A 22,587-nucleotide genomic window follows, 5' to 3' on the forward strand; every position below is an offset into this window, starting at 1 on the left:
ATTCTTTGTATCATTAATATGAATTATTATTCTGTCATAAAAGTTAGTTCAGAAGTTTTTTTCAGACATAAATAGTCATGATACGGGCATTTATCTTTACAGTTTTTATGATGACCAAAGTTATTATTATCTTGGTTAATATCATATAGGTTGTAGTTAAGGTAGTTTAACAATTTGCTTAAGTCCGATTTAGTTTGCTGGTGCTGGTTTTGGCTGTATTGGAAGCTTAAATATTGAGGCTTATACTTATCTTTTATGAACCAATATGTCATTGAAATATTTTCTGGTGAATAAGTTGATGTTTCTGCTAATAAATATAAATATAATCTAGTCTGCCAATCACTTTCTAGCTGTTTTTTATCATTAGGCTTTAAATATGTTTTCCAATCTAAAATTTGTACTTGGTTATTTTTCACAATTAACAAGTCATATATGGCTGTTAATAAATAATTATCTTTTTTAAAAGTTATGTAATGTTCTGCTTCTGTCCAAAATTGGGAATTTAGAATATGTTTTTCAACAATACATTTGAATAAGACTTTTATTACTTCACTTAAATTGGAGTATTGAGCCAATACAGCATCAATTGAGAGACCCATGAAATGCTGCTGCATTAACTGATGGAATTGATTCCCCCAATTTAGACTTCTTTGCGATTCTAAGCTTACAGGAAAGTTTAAATGATCTAGATATATTTTCTTAAACTGAGGAGGACAAGTTTCTAATAAATTTAGTTGAGATTGAGATAAACGTATTAATGAGTTATCACATTTAGGATAGTGTATCATCTAAATATCGACCTCATATATTATGACTAATAAGTATTATAGTATTAACTTTTATTACATTTATGTAAAGCACTAATAAGAAATAAGGAACTCCATTTTCATATGTCCTGTCTTTTCCCTAAGATTAAAAAACTTGGTAGCGTAATAAAATAACTCTATCTTGTCAGTCTTTAAACATAAATTTATAGCTTAGATCATGAAGATATCTACTTTACCATTACGATTAACTGCCATTGTAGCTATTGCTTTTAATAACTGTTTTTTTTCAAGCTTAGTTGCTAAAGCCTATACTTTTAGCGAGACTACTGTCGACCAAAACAAAGTTATTGCCATTGCCAGACCTTATGGTCAAGGTAAATATGATTTATTAGTAATTGAACAAATAGAGGGGAAAAGAAATTGTTGGAAAGAACAGGGGCAAAATCCAGTTTTAATTGATCCTTTGTTAATTAATTTTGATTTTACTGGTATCTGTCGACGCTCTACAGATAGTAATGGTTATTCAATACGTCTTGATGGTAATGATTTAGGATTAGATTATTTATTACGTATAGTTAATCGTAATGGAGAACTGCAATTAGTAGGAACTCCTAGAAGTAATAATTATAGTGAAATAGTTTTAGGCACCACTCAGGGATTAGCTTCTGGGTTTATGAAAATTAATCTATATTCAGGTTGGCAATTTACAAAACGAACTTACCAAAATAAGGTACTAGGACATTTTTATCTTAGTGGTTCTCAGGTAGCTATTAACAAGGGACAAAATAATTCTACACAATCTAATTTCTCTACTGCATCTATAGCTAAGAACAGCTCTCAAAATAATTTAATAGATATTCAAGGTGAGAAATATGAGAATGAAATTTCTCAAGTAGTTGATGTAGGCTTAATGTCGGGATTTAAGGATAATACCTTTCGTCCAAATCAATCTATTAATCAAGGCCAATTAATTTCTATGGCGGTTAACGTAATCAATGCTGTTCAGAAGATAGGTTCAGAAACAACCCAAGGTAGTGATAACAGTAACATCATGTCCTCAGAAAACTCTTATCAAGATACAAGTAAGATGAAGTGGGCCTACTCAAATTTTTTAAATACAGGGAATACCAACAACGTATTGCAGACAAATAAATCGGTTAACCGTTCAGAATTAATTAATGCTATGCAACGTGTGGTTGTCTATCTAAGAAAAGAATTAAATATTTCGAAAGATACCCAAAATAGTAATCAGGCTACTTCGGATAGCTCAGCTATATCTTCAATAAAACAAAAATCAAAATATTGCAATATGGTTACTGCTAAAAATGAAAAAGAAGTTACCTCTGATTTAGAAGGTAAGGCAACTCGTGGCTATACAGCATCCGTTTTAGCCAAAGTTTTGGATTGTTTGAAATCTGAAATAGAACAAAATAATAAGTAGTTTATAGTTCTGTTTTAACTATACGATTATGTAAAAATTGAAGTTACAAAATAAAATTATTATATTTAACCTTCAAAATAATTGTAAAAATATGATAATTTTTCTGACCAGTAATAGCATGGCATTAATTTATTAAAAGTTAAATTGACCTTATAGATCTCAAAGATTTTTTATTAAAACTTTGAGATCTTTTAGTTTTTAAATAAAGCTTGATAGTGTGACAATTTAAAAAATGTCATATTGCATGTCACTTATTGCTACCAAGATGATATGGTGTATTAGTGTGTAAGGAGTAAGAGTGACTTGAAAAGGTCCCTGAAGTCGAAACATGGCAAGACGTTCTGGACCTTTTCTTTTCTTACATCTTTAACAAAAGTATTTTTCCATATCCATACATAAAACGTAGCCCCTCGAAGGTTAGAAAACGATTTCTAGTTATTTTCTAACCTTCGAGGGGCTACGTTTTATGTATGGATATAGAGATCTTGATTTAAGATACTATTCCAGCAGCATTTAAACGAGCTTTCGCACGTTTGAATGCATTAGAAGCTTTAATTTTCTCTAAACTTTCATTTCCTTTATTGGCTTCTTCTAGTTTAGCTTGAGCGATGTTGTACTCTTGCTTTGCTTCTTCTTTGTCAATAGAATTTCCTATCTCAGCAAAGTTTACCAAAACCTTTACTTCATCTTGTTCGACTTCTGCAAAACCTCCCATTACTGCTACGTTTTGCCATTCCTTATCTGTTCTAATACGCATTACTCCAGTATCAAGAGCAGTTAAAAGAGGTGCATGTCCACTTAAAATTCCCAACTGTCCTGAAATACTTGGTAAAACAACTTCTTGAACAGTATTGTCCCAAACGGTCTTATCTGGGGTGATTACACGAACTGTTAGTACCATATTAATTATTAATTATCAGTTGTTAGAAGGGCGAATAGTTATTCGCCCTGATACAAATTTAGAGAATAGAAGATTAAAGAATGTTTAACTACTTACTCTTGAAGTGTTGCAGCTTTTTCTTTTGCTTCGTTAATATCTCCTACCAAGTAAAATGCTTGTTCAGGAAGACTATCTAACTCTCCGCCAAGAATCATTTGAAAGCCTTTAATAGTATCGCTTAAAGATACATATTTACCAGGAGAACCTGTAAAAACTTCTGCTACAAAGAAAGGTTGAGACAAGAAACGTTCTATTTTTCTTGCTCTATCTACGGTCCGACGGTCATCTTCAGATAATTCATCTAAACCAAGAATAGCAATAATATCTTGTAGCTCTTTATATCTCTGTAAAGTAGATTGTACAGCTCGGGCTGTATCGTAGTGTTCTTGACCAACAATATTTGGTTGCAACATTGTGCTAGTAGAATCCAATGGATCAACTGCTGGATAAATGCCTTTGGAAGCTAAAGCACGTGATAGCACAGTAGTTCCATCCAAGTGAGCAAAAGTTGTTGCAGGTGCAGGATCTGTTAAATCATCTGCTGGAACATAAACAGCTTGAATAGAAGTAATAGAACCTTCTTTTGTTGAAGTAATTCTCTCTTGTAAGTCTCCAACATCTGTTCCTAACGTAGGCTGGTAACCAACTGCAGAAGGCATCCTTCCTAGCAATGCCGATACTTCAGCACCTGCTTGAACGAAGCGGAAAATATTGTCAACAAATAATAATACATCTTGCTTATTTACATCACGGAAGTATTCTGCCATCGTTAAAGCAGATAAAGCCACACGCATTCTAGCTCCAGGTGGTTCATTCATTTGCCCATAAACCAAGGCAATTTTAGAATCATTTAAATTCTCAGAATTAATAACACCTGATTCCATCATCTCATTGTATAGATCATTACCCTCACGTGTACGTTCTCCAACACCTGCGAACACAGATACGCCACCATGTTGAGTTGCGATATTATTAATTAATTCCATCATAATAACGGTTTTTCCAACGCCTGCTCCGCCGAATAGACCAATCTTGCCACCTTGTCGATAAGGAGTGAGCAAATCAATTACTTTAATACCAGTTTCAAAAACTTGAGGCTTGGTTTCTAAATCAGTTAGTTTTGGAGCAGGACGATGAATAGGAGAGAATTCTTTGTTTCCAACTTCACCTCTTTGATCTACAGGTTCGCCTAAAACATTGAAAATACGACCTAATGTTTCTTTTCCTACAGGAACACTAATGGGCGACCCTGAATCAGTAACGCTCATTCCTCTGATTAATCCATCTGTACCGCTCATAGAAACAGCTCGGACCTGATTGTCTCCAAGTAGCTGTTGTACTTCACATGTAATTTTTATAGTTTCTCCAGCAGAATTTTTTCCTTCTACTGTCAGTGAATTATAAATACGAGGTAATTTACCGCTAGGAAATTCAGCATCAATTACAGGGCCAATAATTTGTGTTACTTTACCAGCTTTCAATTGTTTCTTTGTAGCTACCATGTTTGCTTATCCTCTTTTTGGAGTTAGCTTACAAATGACTAAGTGAAAATATTTAATGTTATTTTCGTCATTTTTATAGAATACCATTTTCATAGTACTCAGGGAAATGATTTGATTATCATGTTAAGGGTAGTATTAATGTCATGTATTTAATGATAAACATATTTTTTTTGAAGTATGCTTAATACCTTATATGCGCAAACTAAGATGAAAGTTATTTAAATTTAAAAAAATTCTATATGCTTGTTATCTTCTAGATACACAATTTCACGATAATAAATCATTTATTTCGTAAAAGTTTTTTATAATTGTTATTTTAGTTTTAAAATATAAAGTCTATTAGGAATGGAAAATAATTTTAAGATTCATCATCAATGGATGAAAAAAGCATTAAGCTTAGCTCAAAAAGCAGAAAATTTAGAAGATGTTCCTGTAGGAGCTGTGATTGTTGACAATTACGGAAATTTAATTGCTCAAGGACATAATTGTAAAAAGAGAAATAACGACCCTACAGGCCATGCAGAGATTGTTGCTATTCGTCAAGCTAGTCAAAAATTACAATCTTGCTATTTAGAAAAGTGTGTTCTTTACGTTACGCTAGAGCCTTGTATAATGTGCACTGGAGCTATCATACATTCTCGAATAGGATTGTTAGTTTACGGGATAGATGATCCTAAGACAGGAGCTATTCGTACAGTACTGAATTTACCTGATTCAAATGCTTCTAATCATCGTTTACCTGTAATTTCTGGCATCTTGAAACAAGATTGTCAACAGCATTTACAAGAATGGTTTAAAAAAATAAGGGATAAAAAAATAATTTATATTAAGTAACTTTAAATTGTTGTAATCTCTTATAATCTTAAATATTGTAAAAGGTCAAAGATGAGTTATATAAAAATCTGTGCCTACAATAGCTTAATGTATAAATCCTAACAATTTTATTATGACAAATCAGAAAGATTTACCTCTTCTAATTCTAATTGATGGTCATTCTTTAGCATTCAGAGCTTATTATGCTTTTTTAAATTCTAGGAGAGGACTATTAAAAACTTCTACAGGAATCCCGACTAGTATTTGTTTTGGATTTTTAAATTCTTTAATGCAAGTTATCAAAGTAGAAAAGCCTAAGTATGTAGCTATTGCTTTCGATAGTAAGGAGAAGACGTTTCGTCATAAGTTTGATGTCAGCTATAAAGCAGGTCGGCCAGAAACTCCAGAAAATTTTATTGTTGATATTAAGAATTTGCAAAAAGTATTAGAGATACTAAATTTATTTACTATTACTATGCCTGGATATGAAGCAGACGATATATTAGGCACATTAGCTACAGAAGCAAGTAATAAAGGCTATCGTGTCAAAATTCTTAGTGGTGATAAAGATACTTTTCAACTAATTAGTGATGAACAAAATATCAGTGTTCTTTATTTGGGAAGAAGTGGAGTCAACTCTTCTTCAGAGAAAGGATATACAGAAATAATTTCTAAGACAGTAATAGAAAGATTAGGAATAGCGTCATTTCAAGTCGTTGACTACAAAGCGTTATGTGGTGATAAATCAGATAATATCCCTGGTGTTAAAGGTATTGGCGAAAAAACAGCAGTTAAGCTATTAACTGAGTATAAAACAATAGAAAGTATTTATGAGAATATTGAACATATAAAAGGTGCAAATCAAAAAAAACTTAAAGAAGGTAAATCCGAAGCAGAGCATTCTCGCTATTTAGCCAAAATTATTACTAATTGTCCATTAGTTTTTAATATAGATGAGTTTAAATTAGTAGGTTTTGATCAAGCCACAGCACAAAATATTTTCGAAAAATTAGAACTAAAAAAATTTAGGGAAAATATTAATCAATTACAGAAAAATTTAGGTGGAGAAATTCCTCATCAATCATTGCAAAAAGTAGAAGAAGCAATTAATGAACAACAAACTAATAAAAATAATAAAGAGATATGCATTAAGCCTTTAATTATTAACGACATACTTCAATTAGATAAATTAATTAATATACTTACAGAATATCAAGACATTAATTATCCAATTGCTTGGGATACAGAAACAACAGGTTTAAATCCCCAAACAGCTAAATTGGTAGGAATTAGCTGTTGTTGGGGAGAAGAGGTTAATAATATTGCATATATACCTATAGAACACAAAGAAGGTGAACAATTAAGTAAAGAAAAGGTTTTAGAAAAGTTACGACCAATTCTCGAAAACAAGTGTTACCCCAAAGTTTTTCAAAACGCAAAATTTGATCGTCTCGTTTTGCTTAATCAAGGTATTCAATTAAATGGAGTTGTCTTTGATACAATGCTAGCTAGCTATGTTATCAACCCTGATAAAAGCCATAAGCTAAGTAGTTTATGTAAACAATATTTGACAAATATTTCTTCTCAAGATTATTTAGAGCTAAAAATTAATAAACAACAAACTATTGCTGATTTAGATATTACACAAGTCGCTAATTATTGTGGTATGGATGCTTATAGTACTTTTTTGTTAGTTAAGCCATTAAAAAAAAGACTTGCAGAAATCCCAATTTTAGAGAAATTATTCTTAGAAGTAGAACAATCTTTGGAAAAGGTTTTATCAAAAATGGAAAACCAAGGTATTCTAATTGATATAGAATATTTGAATAATTTATCTGAACAAAATAAAGTTAATTTATTATGTCTTGAAGAAAAAATTTATGAAGAAGCTAAAGAAAAATTTAACTTAGAATCACCTAAACAATTAAGTAAGATTTTATTTGAAAACCTTCAACTAAGTACTAAAAAATCTAAAAAAATAACAACTGGATATTCTACTAATCATGCAATCTTAGAGAAATTAAAAGGTGATCATCCAATTATTGATTACCTTTTGAAATATAGAACTTTATCTAAATTACAATCAACTTATATTGATAATTTACCTACATTAGTTAGTAATCAGACACATCGTATACATACTAGTTTCAATCAATCCGTTACTTCTACTGGAAGATTATCTTCTTCTAAGCCAAACTTACAAAATATCCCAATTAGGACCGAATTATCTCGTAAAATTAGAAAAGCATTTATTTCTCCCAAGAAATGGTTACTAGTTTCAGCAGATTATTCGCAAATTGAATTAAGAATTTTAGCTCATTTAAGCCAGGAACCTCTACTTGTAAAAGCCTATTGTGATTGTCAAGATATTCACACTCTTTCAGCACAGTTATTATTTGATAAAGAAGAAATTACGATAGAAGAAAGAAATCTAGGGAAAACTATTAATTTTGGTGTTATTTATGGAATGGGTTCACAAAGATTTGCAAGGGAAGCAGGAGTAACACCAACTAAAGGAAAAGATTTTATCAAAAAGTATCATCAACGCTACAAAAAAGTATTTCAATTTCTAGAAAATTTGAAAATAGAAGCTATTACAAAGGGTTATGTCACGACAATACTAGGAAGAAGACGTTATTTTAACTTTTATAGCGATAGTTTACGTAATCTATATGGATGTAATCCTGATGAGATTAATTTAGATGAACTAAAATATAGTTATAGTGATTCCCAGCTATTAAGATCTGCTGCTAATGCTCCAATACAAGGCTCAAGCGCTGATATAATAAAAGTTGCAATGATTAAAATAGAAAAACTTTTAAGAAATTATCAAGCTAAATTATTATTGCAAGTCCATGATGAATTAGTATTCGAGATACCTCTTGAAGAGCTAGAAGAATTACAGAGTGAGATAAAGCAAATCATGGAAAATTCTGTAAAATTGACTATCCCATTATTGGTAGAAATAAATTCTGGAATTAATTGGATGGAAGCTAAATAAACTTAATCGCAACGGTTAGGAATATGATTAATTAAAAATTATCAAACCATGAAAGACGAACTTTACTCCTGATTAATTTTAAAACAAAAAATTATTGATTAGTTTTTGTAAATAGTAGACTATAGAATTATTGTTTACTTAAGTTGTATTGAGATCTTAAATAGCGTTATGGTCTATTTTAAAAATTACAAATATTTCTTCTCTAACTTTTAGTATAGTGAAACTATATTAATCTATTAAGCATTAATTACTTCTATTTTGTATATGATTGTTGAGATTAAAACTAATATGTAATTAAGTTACAAAGCAATTAATTATTTTTTTGCACATTTTAAATTATTCAAATTCTTTATAACAACAAAATTCATTATTGGTAATTTGTATATATGACGAAACAAGATTGGTTAGTGAAAAATAGTGGTAAATGTATATTATTTAACTCACCTCGAGATTGGGATTTATTAAACTCATCTTGTCCTTATCGACTATATCAATTTTTAATGGAATTAGATGACATAATAAGTGTTGCTAATAGGGAAAAAGAAACTGAAGATGAATATCTTTTAAAATTAAGACATTTGACTAGAAAATTAATAGTTAATACTCATTGGATTAGTAATAATATACCCATTAGTGATAAAGAAATAGATATATCGACACTATATGATGAACCAGGTTATCCATACACTCTTCAAAGGGAAATAATGCTTCCTGGTAGTAGTACATTTATTCACAATCATGGAACTTGGGGAATCGTGGCAACATTACAAGGGATGCAGAAAAATATTTTATGGAAGTCTTCTCCAACTCCAGACTATCCCCATAAGATAGAAAAAACTGAAGAAAAAATCTTTAAGGCTGGAGATATCATCAGTTTTACGACTAATGCCATTCATTCTGTTGAAGCTGTAGGTGATGAACCAAGTATTACTTTAAATATTTATGGAGAAACTGATGCTTTAAAGAGATTAAAGTTTGACATTATTCGCAATCTTTCTTATCGTTTTTAGAAAAATTTTAATTACTTTTTTATAATATCTTTTTAAATTTGTCAGAAAATAGGGGTACTGCGACAAGACTCAATTTTAATATCCATGGAGCAAGGATAAGAGTTATAAACAATGATAGCAATGCAAGACATCCCATAGAAACTTTAACTATATCTTCTTTTAAACTGAAGCTCAAAAAAGCAGACATAGAAGCAATACCCAGAGCAATTAAAGAAGTAACTAACATTTCTTCGTACTACCTCATGCTAATTTTTAGGATGGAAAACTTTGTCTTAGAAAAAATTACATTTTTAGCTTTTTTAAACATAATCATCTTTCAAGGAATCATAAGACATCAACAAAGATATCCTACATCAATAAAACTACACAATTCTTAATACAAGTGTCAAGTTAAAGTATAAAGATAGTATCAAGTTGCTTTTTTAGATATCTATTGTTTTAAAAAATAGTTCTTATAATATTAATAGCAAAAAATTATTGATATCCTTGTTCCGCCAAAAAATCCGAGTTGATATTGGATTGCCTATCCTTTGTAGATTTTAAAGTACTACTTAAAAATTTCTCTACATATTTACCTAGAATATCTCCTTCAATATTTACTAAATCACCAGGTCTTAAATAATGAAGATTGGTATAAGCATAGGTATGAGGAATTACTGAAACTTTAAACCAATTTCCTGATACATCACATTCAGCTATAGTTAGGCTAATGCCGTTAACAGCGATACTTCCTTTTGTAATTAAATATGGTTCAATAAAATTAGACCATTCCTGAATTTTTGAAGATGGAGCTGCAAAAGTCATTTCCCAAGCTTTGTTAGTAGAGATATAATTTACCAGCGAGCCAATTCCATCCACATGACCCGTAACAAAGTGACCACCTAGCTTACTACCTACGCATAATGAAGATTCTAAATTAACGTAATTAGTAGTTTTTATTTTTTCGGACAAAGTAGTCCTTTGTAGAGTTTCAGGAGAAACGGTGACTGTAAAACTGTTATCTGTAAAACTTTCTACTGTCAAACATACACCGTCTACAGCTATACTATCGCCTACCGATGCAGTTGATAAAATGCTTGTAGTAGAGGTGTTTAAAACCGAGAGAGTAAAACGATCAGATTCAAAAGAATCTATAACACCAAGATTTTCAATTAAGCCAGTAAACATTTTTGCAATTATCAAAAAAGTATAACTCTATTTTATATAGAAAATTTATCCATATTTTGAGACATAATGTGAATATAACTTATAATTTGAAAAAAGTATTCAATTATAACTGGATGTAAAAATTAGCTTAAATAAAATAATAGATATTTATTTAAACTTAATCATATATACTCTATTGTCTACAGTTATTAAATGATTTTTGTTGCACCTCATAGGTTATAAGTCATTAAAAATTTATTTGTTCCTATTATTTAGGTTAGAAAATAATCACGATATTATTTATATTTAATTTTATGTTGATTAGATAATTTGTTTCTTTCTTATTCTCTTTCCAATTACATCAGTACTGATATTGTAATAAGTTGCTGCTTGTGAGGTATTAAAACTCAAATTTTCTTCATTTTCTAATTTATATTCAATAATTGGTTTAATAGGTGATATATCTAACGTTTTAAGGATTTCTTTCGCGATAGCTTTTGCCAATAAAGGTGGTACTGAATTGCCAACTTGTCGAAATCCATGCCATTTGGTGACATGAAACCTGAACCAATCGGGATAAGAATGTAATCTTGCAGCTTCTCTTACAGTGATACACCTAGGAGTAAAAGGATGAATAGGACGAGGAGATGTATAAGATCCTCTATTACTAGGTGTTCCTGCTCTTAAGGTATTACACAAACCTTCTGGATGCAGTTTAAAAAATCGACTAATAGGTTCTTTTTTACCTTGAGGAGTTTTGTTAAATCTCTCAATCAATTTTGTTGTGTGCTTTGTTCTAAAACTAGACGTTAAAAGATTCTTATCATATATTCTTTTATAAGAAAAATTATCATTTGAATCAAGAAGACCCTTAACATAGTCGTTAAGTTTACTAGAATTAACTTTCATCGAATCTTTATAACTCAATTCTGGATAATGATTAACCTCAGGTAGATCATTTATAGCTTGACTAACTGTTGGGGTAAAAGGAATAGTTGAGTTTATTTCTTGGTTATAGTTTGTTAGAAATTGAGGATAATCAGGAAGTGGTAAATCTGATTTCCCTCCCATAATAAATAGTCTTTTTCTTATCTGTGGAACTCCATAATTAGCAGCATTTAAGATTTTATAATTTGTTTCAATTCTATAATTATTTGCAATAAACTCATCAAATATTTCTTCTAAGAATGCTTGATTATTTTTTGTGGCCATCCCAGGAACATTTTCAATAACAAAATACTTGGGCTGTAGTTCTATAACTAAGCGAATGAAGTGTTTAATTAAATTATTACGATTATCTTTTGGATTTCGTTTGCCTATTAAAGAAAAACCTTGACAAGGTGGGCCACCGAAAACAACATCAATTTCTCGATTCCCAATACAAGATAAATTTCTAATAGTTTTAGCATTAATTATAGAGATATCAGAACATATAGTTGTCCAGAATGGGAAATTATAATGATGAGCAGCACAATGAATAGGGTCAATTTCTACGGATCCTAAAACATCGAATCCAGCCTGCTCGAAACCAAGTGTCATACCTCCCACACCAGCGAATAAGTCAATAGCAATAGGACGTTTTTGATTCATAATAGAATTATTTTAGTAACTTATCTATTTGTATTGATAAGTTAATCAACTTTCGTACCATGGCTAATTATACTAAATATGTAAATTATTTATCTATTAGATTTGTACAATAATTTCTATATTTTTATAGGATAACAAGATAATCTATATTTTTTCAGTGAGTTATTTTTCTCTTAAAAATTTAATTGCTTCTTGATACTGTATGTCTTTTATTGTCCCAATCTCATCATAAGCAAGTGTTTCTTGTAAAATAATTTTATCTGGTTGAATACCTAATTTATGGATATCCTTATGATTAGGAGTCTCATATTTGGCTACAGTAACAGCTAAACCGCAATTATTAGATAATTCAAATAAAGATTGAATTAAGCCTTTCCCAAACGTTGTTTCACCAAATAATATTGCTCTTCTACTATCTTGCAAAGCTCCTGCTAAAATTTCACTAGAACTTGCAGTACCTTTATTTACTAATAAAACTAATGGAGAATTTGTTAACGGTTTTCCTGAAGAACTAAAACTATTTTGAATACCTTGACGATTAATAGTGTAGACTATCGTTCCTTTATTCATCCATAGACGAGCAATATTAATTCCACTTTCAAAAAGTCCTCCTGGGTTATCTCTCAAATCTAAGATATAAGATTTAGCGCCTTCTTCTTCGAGCGTTTTAATAGTTGTTTTCATTTCTTCAACAGCATTTGAGCTAAATTTATTTAAACGAATATAGCCAACAAATGAATCAGACGAAGTTTTGTCTATATTAGATATTAAAGGGCTTAGAGATATATGCTTACGAATAATTTGATTTTGATATACTTTTTTATTTTGAGAAGAAAAAATAGTTAAGTTTATTCTTGTACCAGTTAGTCCGCGCATTTTCTCAGCGGCTTGGTCTAAATTTAAGTTAGTAGTACTGATACCATCAATTTCTAAAATTAAATCATGTTCTTTAATACCGGCAAATTCTGCAGGAGAATTTTTAATAGGAGAAACAACTTCTAATTTTTCAGTTTGAGGATTAATTTGGAGTCGCAAACCTATTCCTGAAAATTCTCCCGAAGTTTCAATCTTTAGGTTATGATACTGCTCTGGCCTTAATAAGCGAGTAAAAGGTTCATCAAGTGTTATTAACATTTCATCAATTACTTTATATGTCTCTTCTCGTGTATTTAGAGAATATTTCATTAAATCTTGTTTCACTAAATACCAATTTTGGTTGTTGAAAGTATCATCTAAATAAGATGTATTTAGTAAATCCCAAGATTCCAATAATAGTTTTTGATTTTCAATAGAAGCGTAAGTATTAGGCGCAAAAACAAGGCAGTTACAAACAACCAAGATAATAAAAAAATATATAAATCTAGAAAAAATTCTTTTCATGAGAATAATCAAAACAATGTTTTTAAATGTAGAAAATATATTTTAATTTAGTTAAAAATCACTATGTAGAAATATATTTTTAATTAACACTTCTTGAGCTAATTCCTAATAATTACCAACAAAACGCTAAAGTTGTGATGGTATTAATATAATTTAGCTGAGATATAAAATTATTCATTAAATAAATTTATTACAAATAGAAATAAGCAGAAATATTTATACCTAAATTAAAGGTTAATATGATTTACAATCATGTTCTAACATTATTATTTGTAAATGATCGTATTGTTTTAAGTATATTTTGAGCAATAGACAATGGAAATCATAAGATATCGTCAATGAAAAAATGACTTTAACGCTTACTATCGCCCATAAAGTTTTTGTTTAAAATGGTAAGATTTTATAATTTAGTTCATCGCTTTTATTCATTATATAAAATAGAATAAATTTTATATAATAAATATGGTAGATATAATAGGAACTATAAATTTTAGAGAGAAAAAATAAAAAGTGTCAATTAATTTTCAGGAAATTATCATAAAATTAAATAATTTTTGGAGCAATCACGGCTGTCTAATTTTACAGCCTTATGATATCGAAAAAGGTGCAGGAACTATGAACCCTGGAACTTTTCTTAAAGCTATTGGACCAGAACCATGGTCAGTAGCATATGTAGAACCCTGCCGTCGTCCTACAGATGGTCGTTATGGTAAAAACCCTAATCGTTTTCAATATTATTTTCAATACCAAGTATTGATTAAGCCATCGCTAGATAATATTCAAGAGATCTACTTAGAATCCCTTAAAACATTAGGTATTAAGCCAGAGGAACATGATATTCGTTTTGTAGAAGATAATTGGGAATCACCTACTTTGGGTGCTTGGGGTGTAGGCTGGGAGGTATGGCTTGACGGAATGGAAGTTACTCAGTTTACTTACTTTCAGCAATGCGGAGGGAAAGATTGTTATCCAACTCCCATAGAAATAACTTATGGTTTAGAAAGATTAGCAATGTATTTACAAAAAGTAGAAGTAATTACTGATATTCAATGGAATAAAAGTATCACTTATGGAGATATCTTTCTACAAAGCGAAATAGAACAGTGCATATATAATTTTGAAGTATCTAATTCTGATTTATTGTTTCAATTATTTAATTTGTACGAGAAAGAAGCCAAGGAATTAATTTCTCAAAAATTAATTGCTCCTAGCTTAGATTATGTTCTTAAATGTTCTCATTCATTTAATTTATTAGATGCTAGAGGAGTGATTGCAGTAGCAGAAAGAACTTTATATATAGGACGCATTCGTTCTTTAGCTAAAGAAATTGCTAACTTATATCTAGAACAAAGAAAAGCTCTAAATTTTCCTTTATTACGTAATGGTGTCAATAACTATTGATTTACCGTATTTACTTTTTATTAAAATAGCTTTCAACTTAACTATATTATTTCTGATATATCAGCATAATGTAATTACTTTGATTTGTTTATTAAATAATAAAATATTTCAAAATTTGGAATGGTTAATAAAAGCGGTTTTGGTAGTTAAAACATTCACTAATCATAATGATTATTTTCCTCTAATTGTTGAGTAAACTGAAAGTTTTACGACTTTAGCTAATCCATTTTTCTGTTCTATTTTTTTTAGATTTTTTATTTTAGTTTCTAATTCTTTTACTATATTAGAATATTCCCAAGTTTTACGTTGATTGGTTGAAATGGTAACATTCTTATAAGTTAAGCTTGTTCCATTTTCTTGTTTATAATTATTTGCATAAGTTGTAATATCTTCTTTTAAAATTTCTTTTTCTTCTTCTAATTTCTCGATTAGATTTGATATTTTTAAATATCTATCAATTTTTTCCTGAAATGATGAACATTTAGAATTGGATATTTTGTCATTGCTTATTTGATCTTTATTCTGATTCCAAGAAGGTGTATAAAAAATTGTATATTCTGCTTCTATATCTTCTAGCTCTGTTTGGTTGCAGAGCAAATAATAGATCTTATGAATATCATACTTATGCAGATCAGATAAATTATAACTTAGTAAATACTGTCTAAGATTGATGGAATTTCCTATATAGTATACGTATCCAGAACTACTAGCCATCATATAAATACCTGTTTTTTCTGGCAAGTGAGTTAAATTATCTAAACTAACTTCTTTTAAATCTTCTAGTAAAGATAAGTTTGATATATTAGACATGAAAAATTCTCCGGCTTTCTTACAAAAGATAAAGTACAATTTAGAACAATAATCATTAATATTTATAATACGATAATAAAAAAATTATGTTTGATGCTCTTACTGATCGCTTAGAGGAAGCTTGGAAAAAATTACGTGGTCAAAACATAATAACTCATGCAAATATACAGGAAACTTTAAAAGAGGTTAGACGTGCTCTTTTAGAGGCGGATGTTAATTTACAGGTAGTCAAAGATTTTATTGCAGATATTGAAAAATCTGCAATTGGTGTAAAAGTTATTCAAGGAGTTAATCCTGGGCAGCAGTTTATAAAAGTTGTTTATGAAGAATTAGTAAAAGTTATGGGAGAAAGTAATTCTCCTCTAGCTAAAGCAGAAAGTGATCCTACAGTTATCTTAATGGTAGGATTGCAAGGAACTGGTAAAACAACTGCAACAGCAAAACTTGCTCATTATCTTAAAAAACAAAAGCAAAGTTGTTTAATGGTTGCTGCAGATATCTATCGTCCTGCAGCTATTGATCAATTAAAAACATTAGGACAACAAATTGAGGTTCCAGTTTTTGAATTAGGCAATCAAGAAAATCCTGTTAATATTGCTCTTCAGGGTGTTAACAAAGCTAAAGAGATAGAAGCTGATGTAGTAATTATCGATACAGCAGGACGATTGCAGATTGATCAAGGGATGATGCTGGAGTTGACTCAGATAAAAGAGAGTATTAATCCTCATGATACTTTATTAGTCGTAGATGCTATGACAGGACAAGAAGCGGCTAATCTTGCTCAAACTTTTCATGAAAAAATTAAAATTACAGGAACAATTTTAACTAAAATGGATGGCGACACCAGAGGTGGAGCAGCTTTATCAGTTAGAAAAGTTTCAGGACAACCTATAAAGTTTGTTGGTGTCGGTGAAAAAATAGAAGCTTTACAACCTTTTTATCCTGATCGGATGGCTTCTAGAATATTAAATATGGGAGATATCCTCACACTAGTAGAAAAGGCTCAGGAAGAAATTGATTTTTCTGACATGGAACAGCTACAGTCCAAAATTCTAGACGCAAAATTTGACTTTAATGATTTTCTTAAACAGACACGTCTAATGAAAAGTATGGGCTCATTTAGTAATATTTTAAAAATGGTTCCGGGATTAAATAAAATCAATACAAAAGATATTGAAAAAGGGGAAAATGAACTCAAGCGTACTGAAGCTATGATTGGTTCTATGACTTTAGAAGAACGTAAAGACCCAGATTTATTAGCAAAATCACCAAGTCGTAGATATCGTATAGCTAAAGGTTCAGGATATTCAGAAACTGAAATTAGTAAATTAATCAAAAACTTTACTAGAATGCGTACAATGATGCAGCAGTTAGGAAATGGTGGAATGCCTGGAATGGGAGGTGGAATGCCTGGAATGGGAGGTGGAATGCCTGGAATGGGAGGTGGAATGCCTGGAATGGGAAATTTGTTTAGTCAAGGGCCATCTAACGGATTCCGCGATCATTCACAAGTAAATCAAAAGAAAAAAGCTAAGAAAATTAAAAAGAAAAAAGGATTTGGAAGTCTATAAATATAATTTTCAAAACTCAATGTGGACAAATGATTAAAACTTACAATACTTATAGACAAAAACCCTTTAAAATCAACAATGTCTATTTTTTACAAGGGATGATTTGAATAAACTAGTTGATTGTTCAAAGCTTATGTGCAATTAGAATTCCTAGCATTTTTTCTTCGAGAAGTTCAGGCTTTTCTATCATAGGCATGTGTCCACAGTTTGGAAAATCAATAACATTTTTACCTTGGAAACTAAAGAGCTTATGAAAACTAGCTAGGTATCTTACATATTGAGACTCAATCAATCTATCTTGTCCTCCGGCTAAAAAATATACTGGCTGCGATAAACAGGCAACAATTTGTGGTAATACATGAACTTCTTTTTCAGTAGTTGAATTCAATAAAGAGCCTAACGCAGCTATTGGGTTAGCTTTTATTAAATCTATTACTCTCTGTTTTCCCCATCTTCTAGCTATAGAATTTGTTATTATAATTTTTGAAAAAAGAATTTCAACTACAGGAAAGCCTAATAGCCAAGTAGGCTTATACCTAATTAATTGTTGTCCAACAAGAAGAAATCGTTCAAATTCTTCTTTAAGGTATATACCACCGCCAACATTTAAACAGATGACCCCTTGAACTTTTTCCGGACAAAGTTCAGCTCCCCATAATGCAATATTTCCTCCAACAGAGTGCCCTATCAACCAACTTTTGTGAATTTTTAATTTTTCTAATAGAATGACTAAGTCTTTTGCGTAAGTTTCTGGAGAATAAGGAGAAGATATTTGTATCTCTTGAGATACAAAGTTATTTATAGGTTGGGAATCTCCAAATCCTCTAAGATCATATATGAGGCAAGAATATTTTTTAGAAAGTCTTTTGATAAGAGGAGACCAATATTGACGACTTAATAACCAACCATGAACAAAAATCAAAACAGGTTTAGATGAATTAGACGAAGATGGGATCAATTCATAAGCGTGAGAAACTCCTAAAATATTTATAGTTGGCATATTATTAATGTTGTGTCTTATCCCACGGAAAAGTCATAATGACATTGTTTAGTTAAAACCATTTGATGCCAGTAGTCTTATTTAATTGTAATTTATATGGAGTTCTGATGCTTAACTTTATTTCTGTGAATATTCAACTTGTTAGTACAAAAATATTACTAATTTTAATTAAAGGTTATAAAAAATATATTTCTCCATTTCTACCTCCTAGTTGTCGATTTCAACCAACATGTTCAGAATATATGCTAGAAGCTGTTGAAAGGTTTGGCCCTTTACATGGAACGTTGTTAGGAGTTAAAAGATTTTTCCGTTGTAATCCTTTCAGTACTCCAAAATATGATCCTGTACCACCTAAAGTTAAAACATAAGTGCTGTAAAATAAATTAAAAATTATATGTAGAGTACTTTTTAGTTTTGCTCTAATGAGACATGAAGTTATATATTTTAAATTTTATTTGTCTTTACTTTAATATCAAGAATAATATAAATCAACCCTGATATTAATGTTAAAGCTACAGATATCCAAAATAATATATTAGTAAATTCATCCCAGCTTTGAGAAAGAGGTGCAATAAGAAAAGCAATAGCTATTATCTGACTTACAGTTTTAGCTTTACCCCAAATTTTAGCTTCTTTAGGTCCTTTTTTATTTTTAATACTATTAATTCGATAACAAGTTATTCCTACTTCTCTTATTATAATTAAAATTATTCCCCATATTGAAATTTGCTTTATTATTACTAAACCTAATAAAGTCAAAATTATAAAAATTTTATCTACCAATGGATCAAGAAATTTACCTAAATCTGTAACTTGATTCATTTTTCTAGCTAAATATCCATCTAGCCAATCTGTAGATGCTATCGTAAGAAAAACTATCAAACTAAGCCAACGACTGAAAAAAAGAGGTGTAATCAAAAAATAGAAGAGGAAAAAGACTCCTAGTAAACGACTAATAGTAATCCAGTTAGGGATGTTCATTAATAATTTTTATAAATATAATATAAATTTACCAAATACCTATTTCTTGTAGCTTATCACGCAGCATGTCTGCCTCTGTCTGTTTATTCTGTACCTCGTAAAGACTTATGGCTTTATGAAAGGCTTCAGAACTTTTAGTCACTTTCTTTAACTTAAATAAAACTACTCCTAAAGTTTTGATAAGCCTGAGCGCAACTAGGATCAAGAGAAATTAACTTTTTATAAATAATTGCAGAATTTGCTAATTCTCCCATAGTACTTAAGATTATAGCGAGATTATAGTAGCCATTTAAAAAATTAGGATCAATTTTTAAAATTATTTCATATACTTTTACTGCATCTTTAAATCTTTTTATGTTTTGTAATGCGACTCCATAGTTGTTATAAGCACCTAGCTTCAAACAATCCATAAGATTTTGAGCTATTGCCTTTTGATAATGTTTAATTGCTTGCTCGTTATTATTAGTTTTAGTATAGATATTACCTAAATGGTAATGTAATTCAAATAATATATGAGGGTTTTTTGGGTTAAACTTTAAGCCTTGTTTGAATAATTTAACAGCCTGTTTTTCTTTACCCGCTTGAGAGTATAAGGCTCCTAGTTTACTGCAAGTATATGAATCATGCGGAAATTTTTTCAAAAAAATTTCCATCGCTTCCGTAGCACGGTTATGTTTGTTTAAAGATAAAATTTGGCTCGGTGTATAGCCGTAATGGAAAATAGAAACTGAAGGAAGATCTACAATTTTCCAATAATCTTCTATCTTTAATAACTTATTTATGCTCTCATCTATGGAAGAATGATATGGACGAGAAAAAGAAATATTTGCATGCTTACGAAATAGACGAGAAACTAAAGAATAAGGTGATTGGGATGCTCCTATTTCATGACGTATTAAATTAATTACTAAATTATTTTTTTGACAAATCGCTTGTTTTATATTGGGAATGGTCTCTTTGTTAAGGACTTCATCAGCATCAAGTACTAATACCCAATCTTTATTAACGTATTTTAAAGATTCATTTCTTGCTGCTGAAAAATCATTATTCCACTTAAAAAAAGGAACAACTGCTCCAAAACTCTGAGCAATTGACACAGTTTTATCGGTTGAGCCAGTATCTAAAATTATCATTTCATCAACTAATTCGCTAACACTATCTAAACATTTAGCTAACCTTTCCTCTTCATTTTTAACAATCATGCAAAGACTAAGTTCTGTCATTTTTTAATCTGATAAGTTGTTAGGATTCTGCAGTAAAAGTCATTCTTTATGTAGTATATTGTTAATAAACTAATACTGTAATTAATGATGCTCAAATAATATTAAGTGAATTTTTCCTATAATGTTTGGAGCATTAATATTTCACTTATTATGTTTCAAAAAATGCTTCATATAAAAAGGTATTGATACAAGATAAGTTATTCTTTTTAGATTACTTCTCATTACTATCTCATTATCTCAAAGAATAATAAAAGATCATTGTATATGAGTGTGTTAGTGATTCACCTTTATTAAAGATTAATATAAATCATCATATGTCATTAACTCTATTAACATCAAAGGAAATTCCTCAACTAATTTATCAACCCAGTCGTGAACACTTTGATGAAACTTGGAGAAAACCTTTAAGTATCTTATTGGGACTAGGAAGAGCTGCAGGAGCAGATTTTTTAGAGTTTTTTTTAGAAAGAACTAACTATTTAAGTTGTCTAGGAGAAGAAGATATTATTACAGCTGTTTCTCCATCTCTGTCTTCTGGAGCTGGAGTACGTATTTTTAAAGGAAAAGCCGATTGTTATGTAAGTACTAATAATATTTCATTTAAAGGCCTTAGGATAGCTTTGGAAAAAGGGCTATCCATATTAGATTTAAGCTTACCTTATTCTAATGCTTATGTTCCAGAAGTAAATTTAGAAATATTAAGAGACTATACTACACATAAAGATAAAGAATCATGGTTGCCAGAATGTATCCAAATTGAAGAAATAGGACAAATTTTACTTTCAGCCAATAAAACTATTGCGAAAAAAGCTAATCACATACAGTCTCGACGCTCTACTTATTTTAGAAATTGGCAAGAAATTTTAGTAGCTGCTAGTGATGGTACTTTTGCTAGAGATATTCGTCTTACCCAATCTGTAGGATATTCTCTTTTATGTGCAGATAGAGAAGATCGTAGTTTAATAAACAAACGTTTTGGTGATACCAGTAATATTAACTTTCTAAGAGAATGGGATTATGAAAGTGCATCAGAAGAAATCGCAGAATCTTCTGGAAAAATGCTATATGCAGATTTCGTTGAATCAGGTAACTATCCTATAGTTATGGCTAATAAATTTGGCGGAGTAATTTTCCATGAAGCTTGCGGACATCTTTTAGAAACTACTCAAATAGAAACTAATACAACTCCTTTTATAGATAAAAAAGGATGTAAAATTGCTCATGAAAATTTAACTGCTTGGGATGAAGGGGCATCAGAAAAAGCTTTTGGAAGTATTGATATGGATGATGAAGGAATGCCTTCTCAAAGAACTCTCTTAATTGAAAACGGTATTTTAAAAAACTTTTTATCTGATCGGGCTGGTTACCTTCGTACCGGTTCTCCTCGTACAGGTAATGGAAGGCGTCAGAACTACGCTTATGCTCCAACATCTAGAATGCGAAATACATATATTGCCCCTGGCAATTGTTCTACAAAAGATATTTTTGATTCTATAGATAGAGGAATTTATTGTAAGCAAATGGGTGGTGGTAGTGTTGGGGTTACAGGTGAGTTTAATTTTTCCGTTTCTGAAGCATACTTAATTGAAAAAGGAAAATTAACAAAACCTTTAAAAGGAGCAACTTTGATTGGAACAGCTCAAAATATAATGAACGAAATATCAATGTGTTCACAGGATTTAGAGTACGCTCCAGGATTTTGTGGTTCTACGAGCGGTAGCATTTATGTTACTGTTGGTCAGCCACATATTAAAGTTGATGGAATTACTGTAGGTGGGCGTTAAAAATAAAAAACTTAGAAAGTACATATCATATAGAATATACTTATAAAAGGTATTTATTGTGACTAAGTATTATTTAAAAAAATCAAATATGCTTTATAAGTTATTTATTTGGTTTATTCTTTAACAAATTTTTGTAGCAAATATTTAAAATTTCTTGATCTTTCTCTTTATCAAAAATGAGTCTTTTTATACACTTTTGAAGTATAAATAAAATTGGAAGTAAAATT

The 22,587-nt window shown here is 30.2% G+C and carries 18 protein-coding genes and 1 pseudogene; 9 read left to right on the top strand and 10 right to left on the bottom strand.

Going from position 1 to position 22,587, the window contains the following annotated elements:
- Positions 1–26 precede the first annotated feature (26 nt).
- Positions 27–788: a PD-(D/E)XK nuclease family protein gene (locus UCYN_RS01220; RefSeq protein ID WP_012953672.1), complete on the bottom strand. Its 762-nt coding sequence runs from the start codon at positions 786–788 to the stop codon at positions 27–29.
- 196 nt (positions 789–984) lie between these two features.
- Between UCYN_RS01220 and UCYN_RS01225 the strand changes: the two genes are divergently transcribed.
- On the top strand, positions 985–2,208 hold the full coding sequence (locus UCYN_RS01225; protein WP_012953673.1) for a DUF3747 domain-containing protein: 1,224 nt from the start codon (positions 985–987) through the stop codon (positions 2,206–2,208).
- A gap of 490 nt (positions 2,209–2,698) precedes the next feature.
- Here the strand turns inward: UCYN_RS01225 and atpC are convergent, their stop codons facing one another.
- Together atpC and atpD are read right to left on the bottom strand one after the other, a co-directional pair.
- The gene (gene atpC / locus UCYN_RS01230) at positions 2,699–3,109 is read right to left on the bottom strand and encodes an ATP synthase F1 subunit epsilon (RefSeq protein WP_012953674.1); all 411 of its coding nucleotides are present in this window, start codon (positions 3,107–3,109) and stop codon (positions 2,699–2,701) included.
- 92 nt (positions 3,110–3,201) lie between these two features.
- On the bottom strand, positions 3,202–4,650 hold the full coding sequence (gene atpD / locus UCYN_RS01235; RefSeq protein ID WP_012953675.1) for a F0F1 ATP synthase subunit beta: 1,449 nt from the start codon (positions 4,648–4,650) through the stop codon (positions 3,202–3,204).
- 345 nt (positions 4,651–4,995) lie between these two features.
- Here atpD and tadA point away from each other — a divergent pair, with 345 nt between their 5' ends.
- The 4 genes from tadA (at position 4,996) to UCYN_RS06220 (ending at position 9,851) form a co-directional block, all read left to right on the top strand.
- On the top strand, positions 4,996–5,484 hold the full coding sequence (tadA, locus tag UCYN_RS01240) for a tRNA adenosine(34) deaminase TadA (protein ID WP_012953676.1): 489 nt from the start codon (positions 4,996–4,998) through the stop codon (positions 5,482–5,484).
- A 112-nt stretch (positions 5,485–5,596) separates the two neighbouring features.
- On the top strand, positions 5,597–8,464 hold the full coding sequence (gene polA / locus UCYN_RS01245) for a DNA polymerase I (RefSeq protein ID WP_012953677.1): 2,868 nt from the start codon (positions 5,597–5,599) through the stop codon (positions 8,462–8,464).
- A gap of 386 nt (positions 8,465–8,850) precedes the next feature.
- Positions 8,851–9,474, top strand: a complete 624-nt coding sequence (locus UCYN_RS01250; protein WP_012953678.1) for a cysteine dioxygenase family protein — start codon at positions 8,851–8,853, stop codon at positions 9,472–9,474.
- Between the two features lie 38 nt (positions 9,475–9,512).
- A complete protein-coding gene (locus UCYN_RS06220) occupies positions 9,513–9,851 on the top strand; it encodes a hypothetical protein (RefSeq protein WP_201763748.1) in 339 nt (112 codons plus the stop codon).
- A 97-nt stretch (positions 9,852–9,948) separates the two neighbouring features.
- On the opposite strand, the gene ribE is transcribed toward UCYN_RS06220, so the two are convergent.
- The 3 genes from ribE to UCYN_RS01270 all read right to left on the bottom strand — a co-directional run bounded on the left by ribE (position 9,949) and on the right by UCYN_RS01270 (position 13,590).
- Positions 9,949–10,641 (bottom strand): riboflavin synthase, encoded by a 693-nt coding sequence (gene ribE / locus UCYN_RS01260; RefSeq protein WP_012953680.1) that lies wholly within the window; start codon positions 10,639–10,641, stop codon positions 9,949–9,951.
- 300 nt (positions 10,642–10,941) lie between these two features.
- Positions 10,942–12,210: a DNA cytosine methyltransferase gene (locus UCYN_RS01265; protein ID WP_012953681.1), complete on the bottom strand. Its 1,269-nt coding sequence runs from the start codon at positions 12,208–12,210 to the stop codon at positions 10,942–10,944.
- A gap of 162 nt (positions 12,211–12,372) precedes the next feature.
- Entirely contained in the window at positions 12,373–13,590 is a 1,218-nt protein-coding gene (locus UCYN_RS01270) for a S41 family peptidase (RefSeq protein ID WP_012953682.1), read from the bottom strand.
- 510 nt (positions 13,591–14,100) lie between these two features.
- On the opposite strand from UCYN_RS01270, the gene glyQ reads away from it, so the two are divergent.
- Positions 14,101–14,991, top strand: coding sequence for a glycine--tRNA ligase subunit alpha (gene glyQ / locus UCYN_RS01275; RefSeq protein ID WP_012953683.1), 891 nt, complete (start codon positions 14,101–14,103; stop codon positions 14,989–14,991).
- 171 nt (positions 14,992–15,162) lie between these two features.
- On the opposite strand, the gene UCYN_RS01285 is transcribed toward glyQ, so the two are convergent.
- The gene (locus UCYN_RS01285; protein WP_012953685.1) at positions 15,163–15,801 is read right to left on the bottom strand and encodes a GIY-YIG nuclease family protein; all 639 of its coding nucleotides are present in this window, start codon (positions 15,799–15,801) and stop codon (positions 15,163–15,165) included.
- Positions 15,802–15,887: 86 nt separating this feature from the next.
- Between UCYN_RS01285 and ffh the strand changes: the two genes are divergently transcribed.
- Complete coding sequence (gene ffh, locus UCYN_RS01290; protein WP_012953686.1) at positions 15,888–17,372, top strand: signal recognition particle protein; 1,485 nt, start codon at positions 15,888–15,890, stop codon at positions 17,370–17,372.
- A gap of 124 nt (positions 17,373–17,496) precedes the next feature.
- Here ffh and UCYN_RS01295 read toward each other — a convergent pair whose 3' ends face one another.
- Positions 17,497–18,372: an alpha/beta fold hydrolase gene (locus UCYN_RS01295; RefSeq protein ID WP_012953687.1), complete on the bottom strand. Its 876-nt coding sequence runs from the start codon at positions 18,370–18,372 to the stop codon at positions 17,497–17,499.
- Between the two features lie 131 nt (positions 18,373–18,503).
- On the opposite strand from UCYN_RS01295, the gene yidD reads away from it, so the two are divergent.
- Positions 18,504–18,740 carry a membrane protein insertion efficiency factor YidD gene (gene yidD / locus UCYN_RS01300; RefSeq protein WP_041487815.1) on the top strand — a complete coding sequence of 79 codons (237 nt, stop codon included), beginning with the start codon at positions 18,504–18,506 and terminating at the stop codon, positions 18,738–18,740.
- A 76-nt stretch (positions 18,741–18,816) separates the two neighbouring features.
- Here the strand turns inward: yidD and pgsA are convergent, their stop codons facing one another.
- Positions 18,817–19,353 (bottom strand): CDP-diacylglycerol--glycerol-3-phosphate 3-phosphatidyltransferase, encoded by a 537-nt coding sequence (gene pgsA / locus UCYN_RS01305; RefSeq protein WP_012953689.1) that lies wholly within the window; start codon positions 19,351–19,353, stop codon positions 18,817–18,819.
- Positions 19,354–19,381: 28 nt separating this feature from the next.
- A pseudogene (locus UCYN_RS01310) lies at positions 19,382–20,576 on the bottom strand (tetratricopeptide repeat protein).
- A 314-nt stretch (positions 20,577–20,890) separates the two neighbouring features.
- Between UCYN_RS01310 and UCYN_RS01315 the strand changes: the two are divergent.
- Entirely contained in the window at positions 20,891–22,360 is a 1,470-nt protein-coding gene (locus UCYN_RS01315; RefSeq protein ID WP_012953692.1) for a TldD/PmbA family protein, read from the top strand.
- Positions 22,361–22,587 lie beyond the last annotated feature (227 nt).

The sequence above is a fragment of the Candidatus Atelocyanobacterium thalassa isolate ALOHA genome, assembly GCF_000025125.1.
Lineage (GTDB): Bacteria > Cyanobacteriota > Cyanobacteriia > Cyanobacteriales > Microcystaceae > Atelocyanobacterium > Atelocyanobacterium thalassae.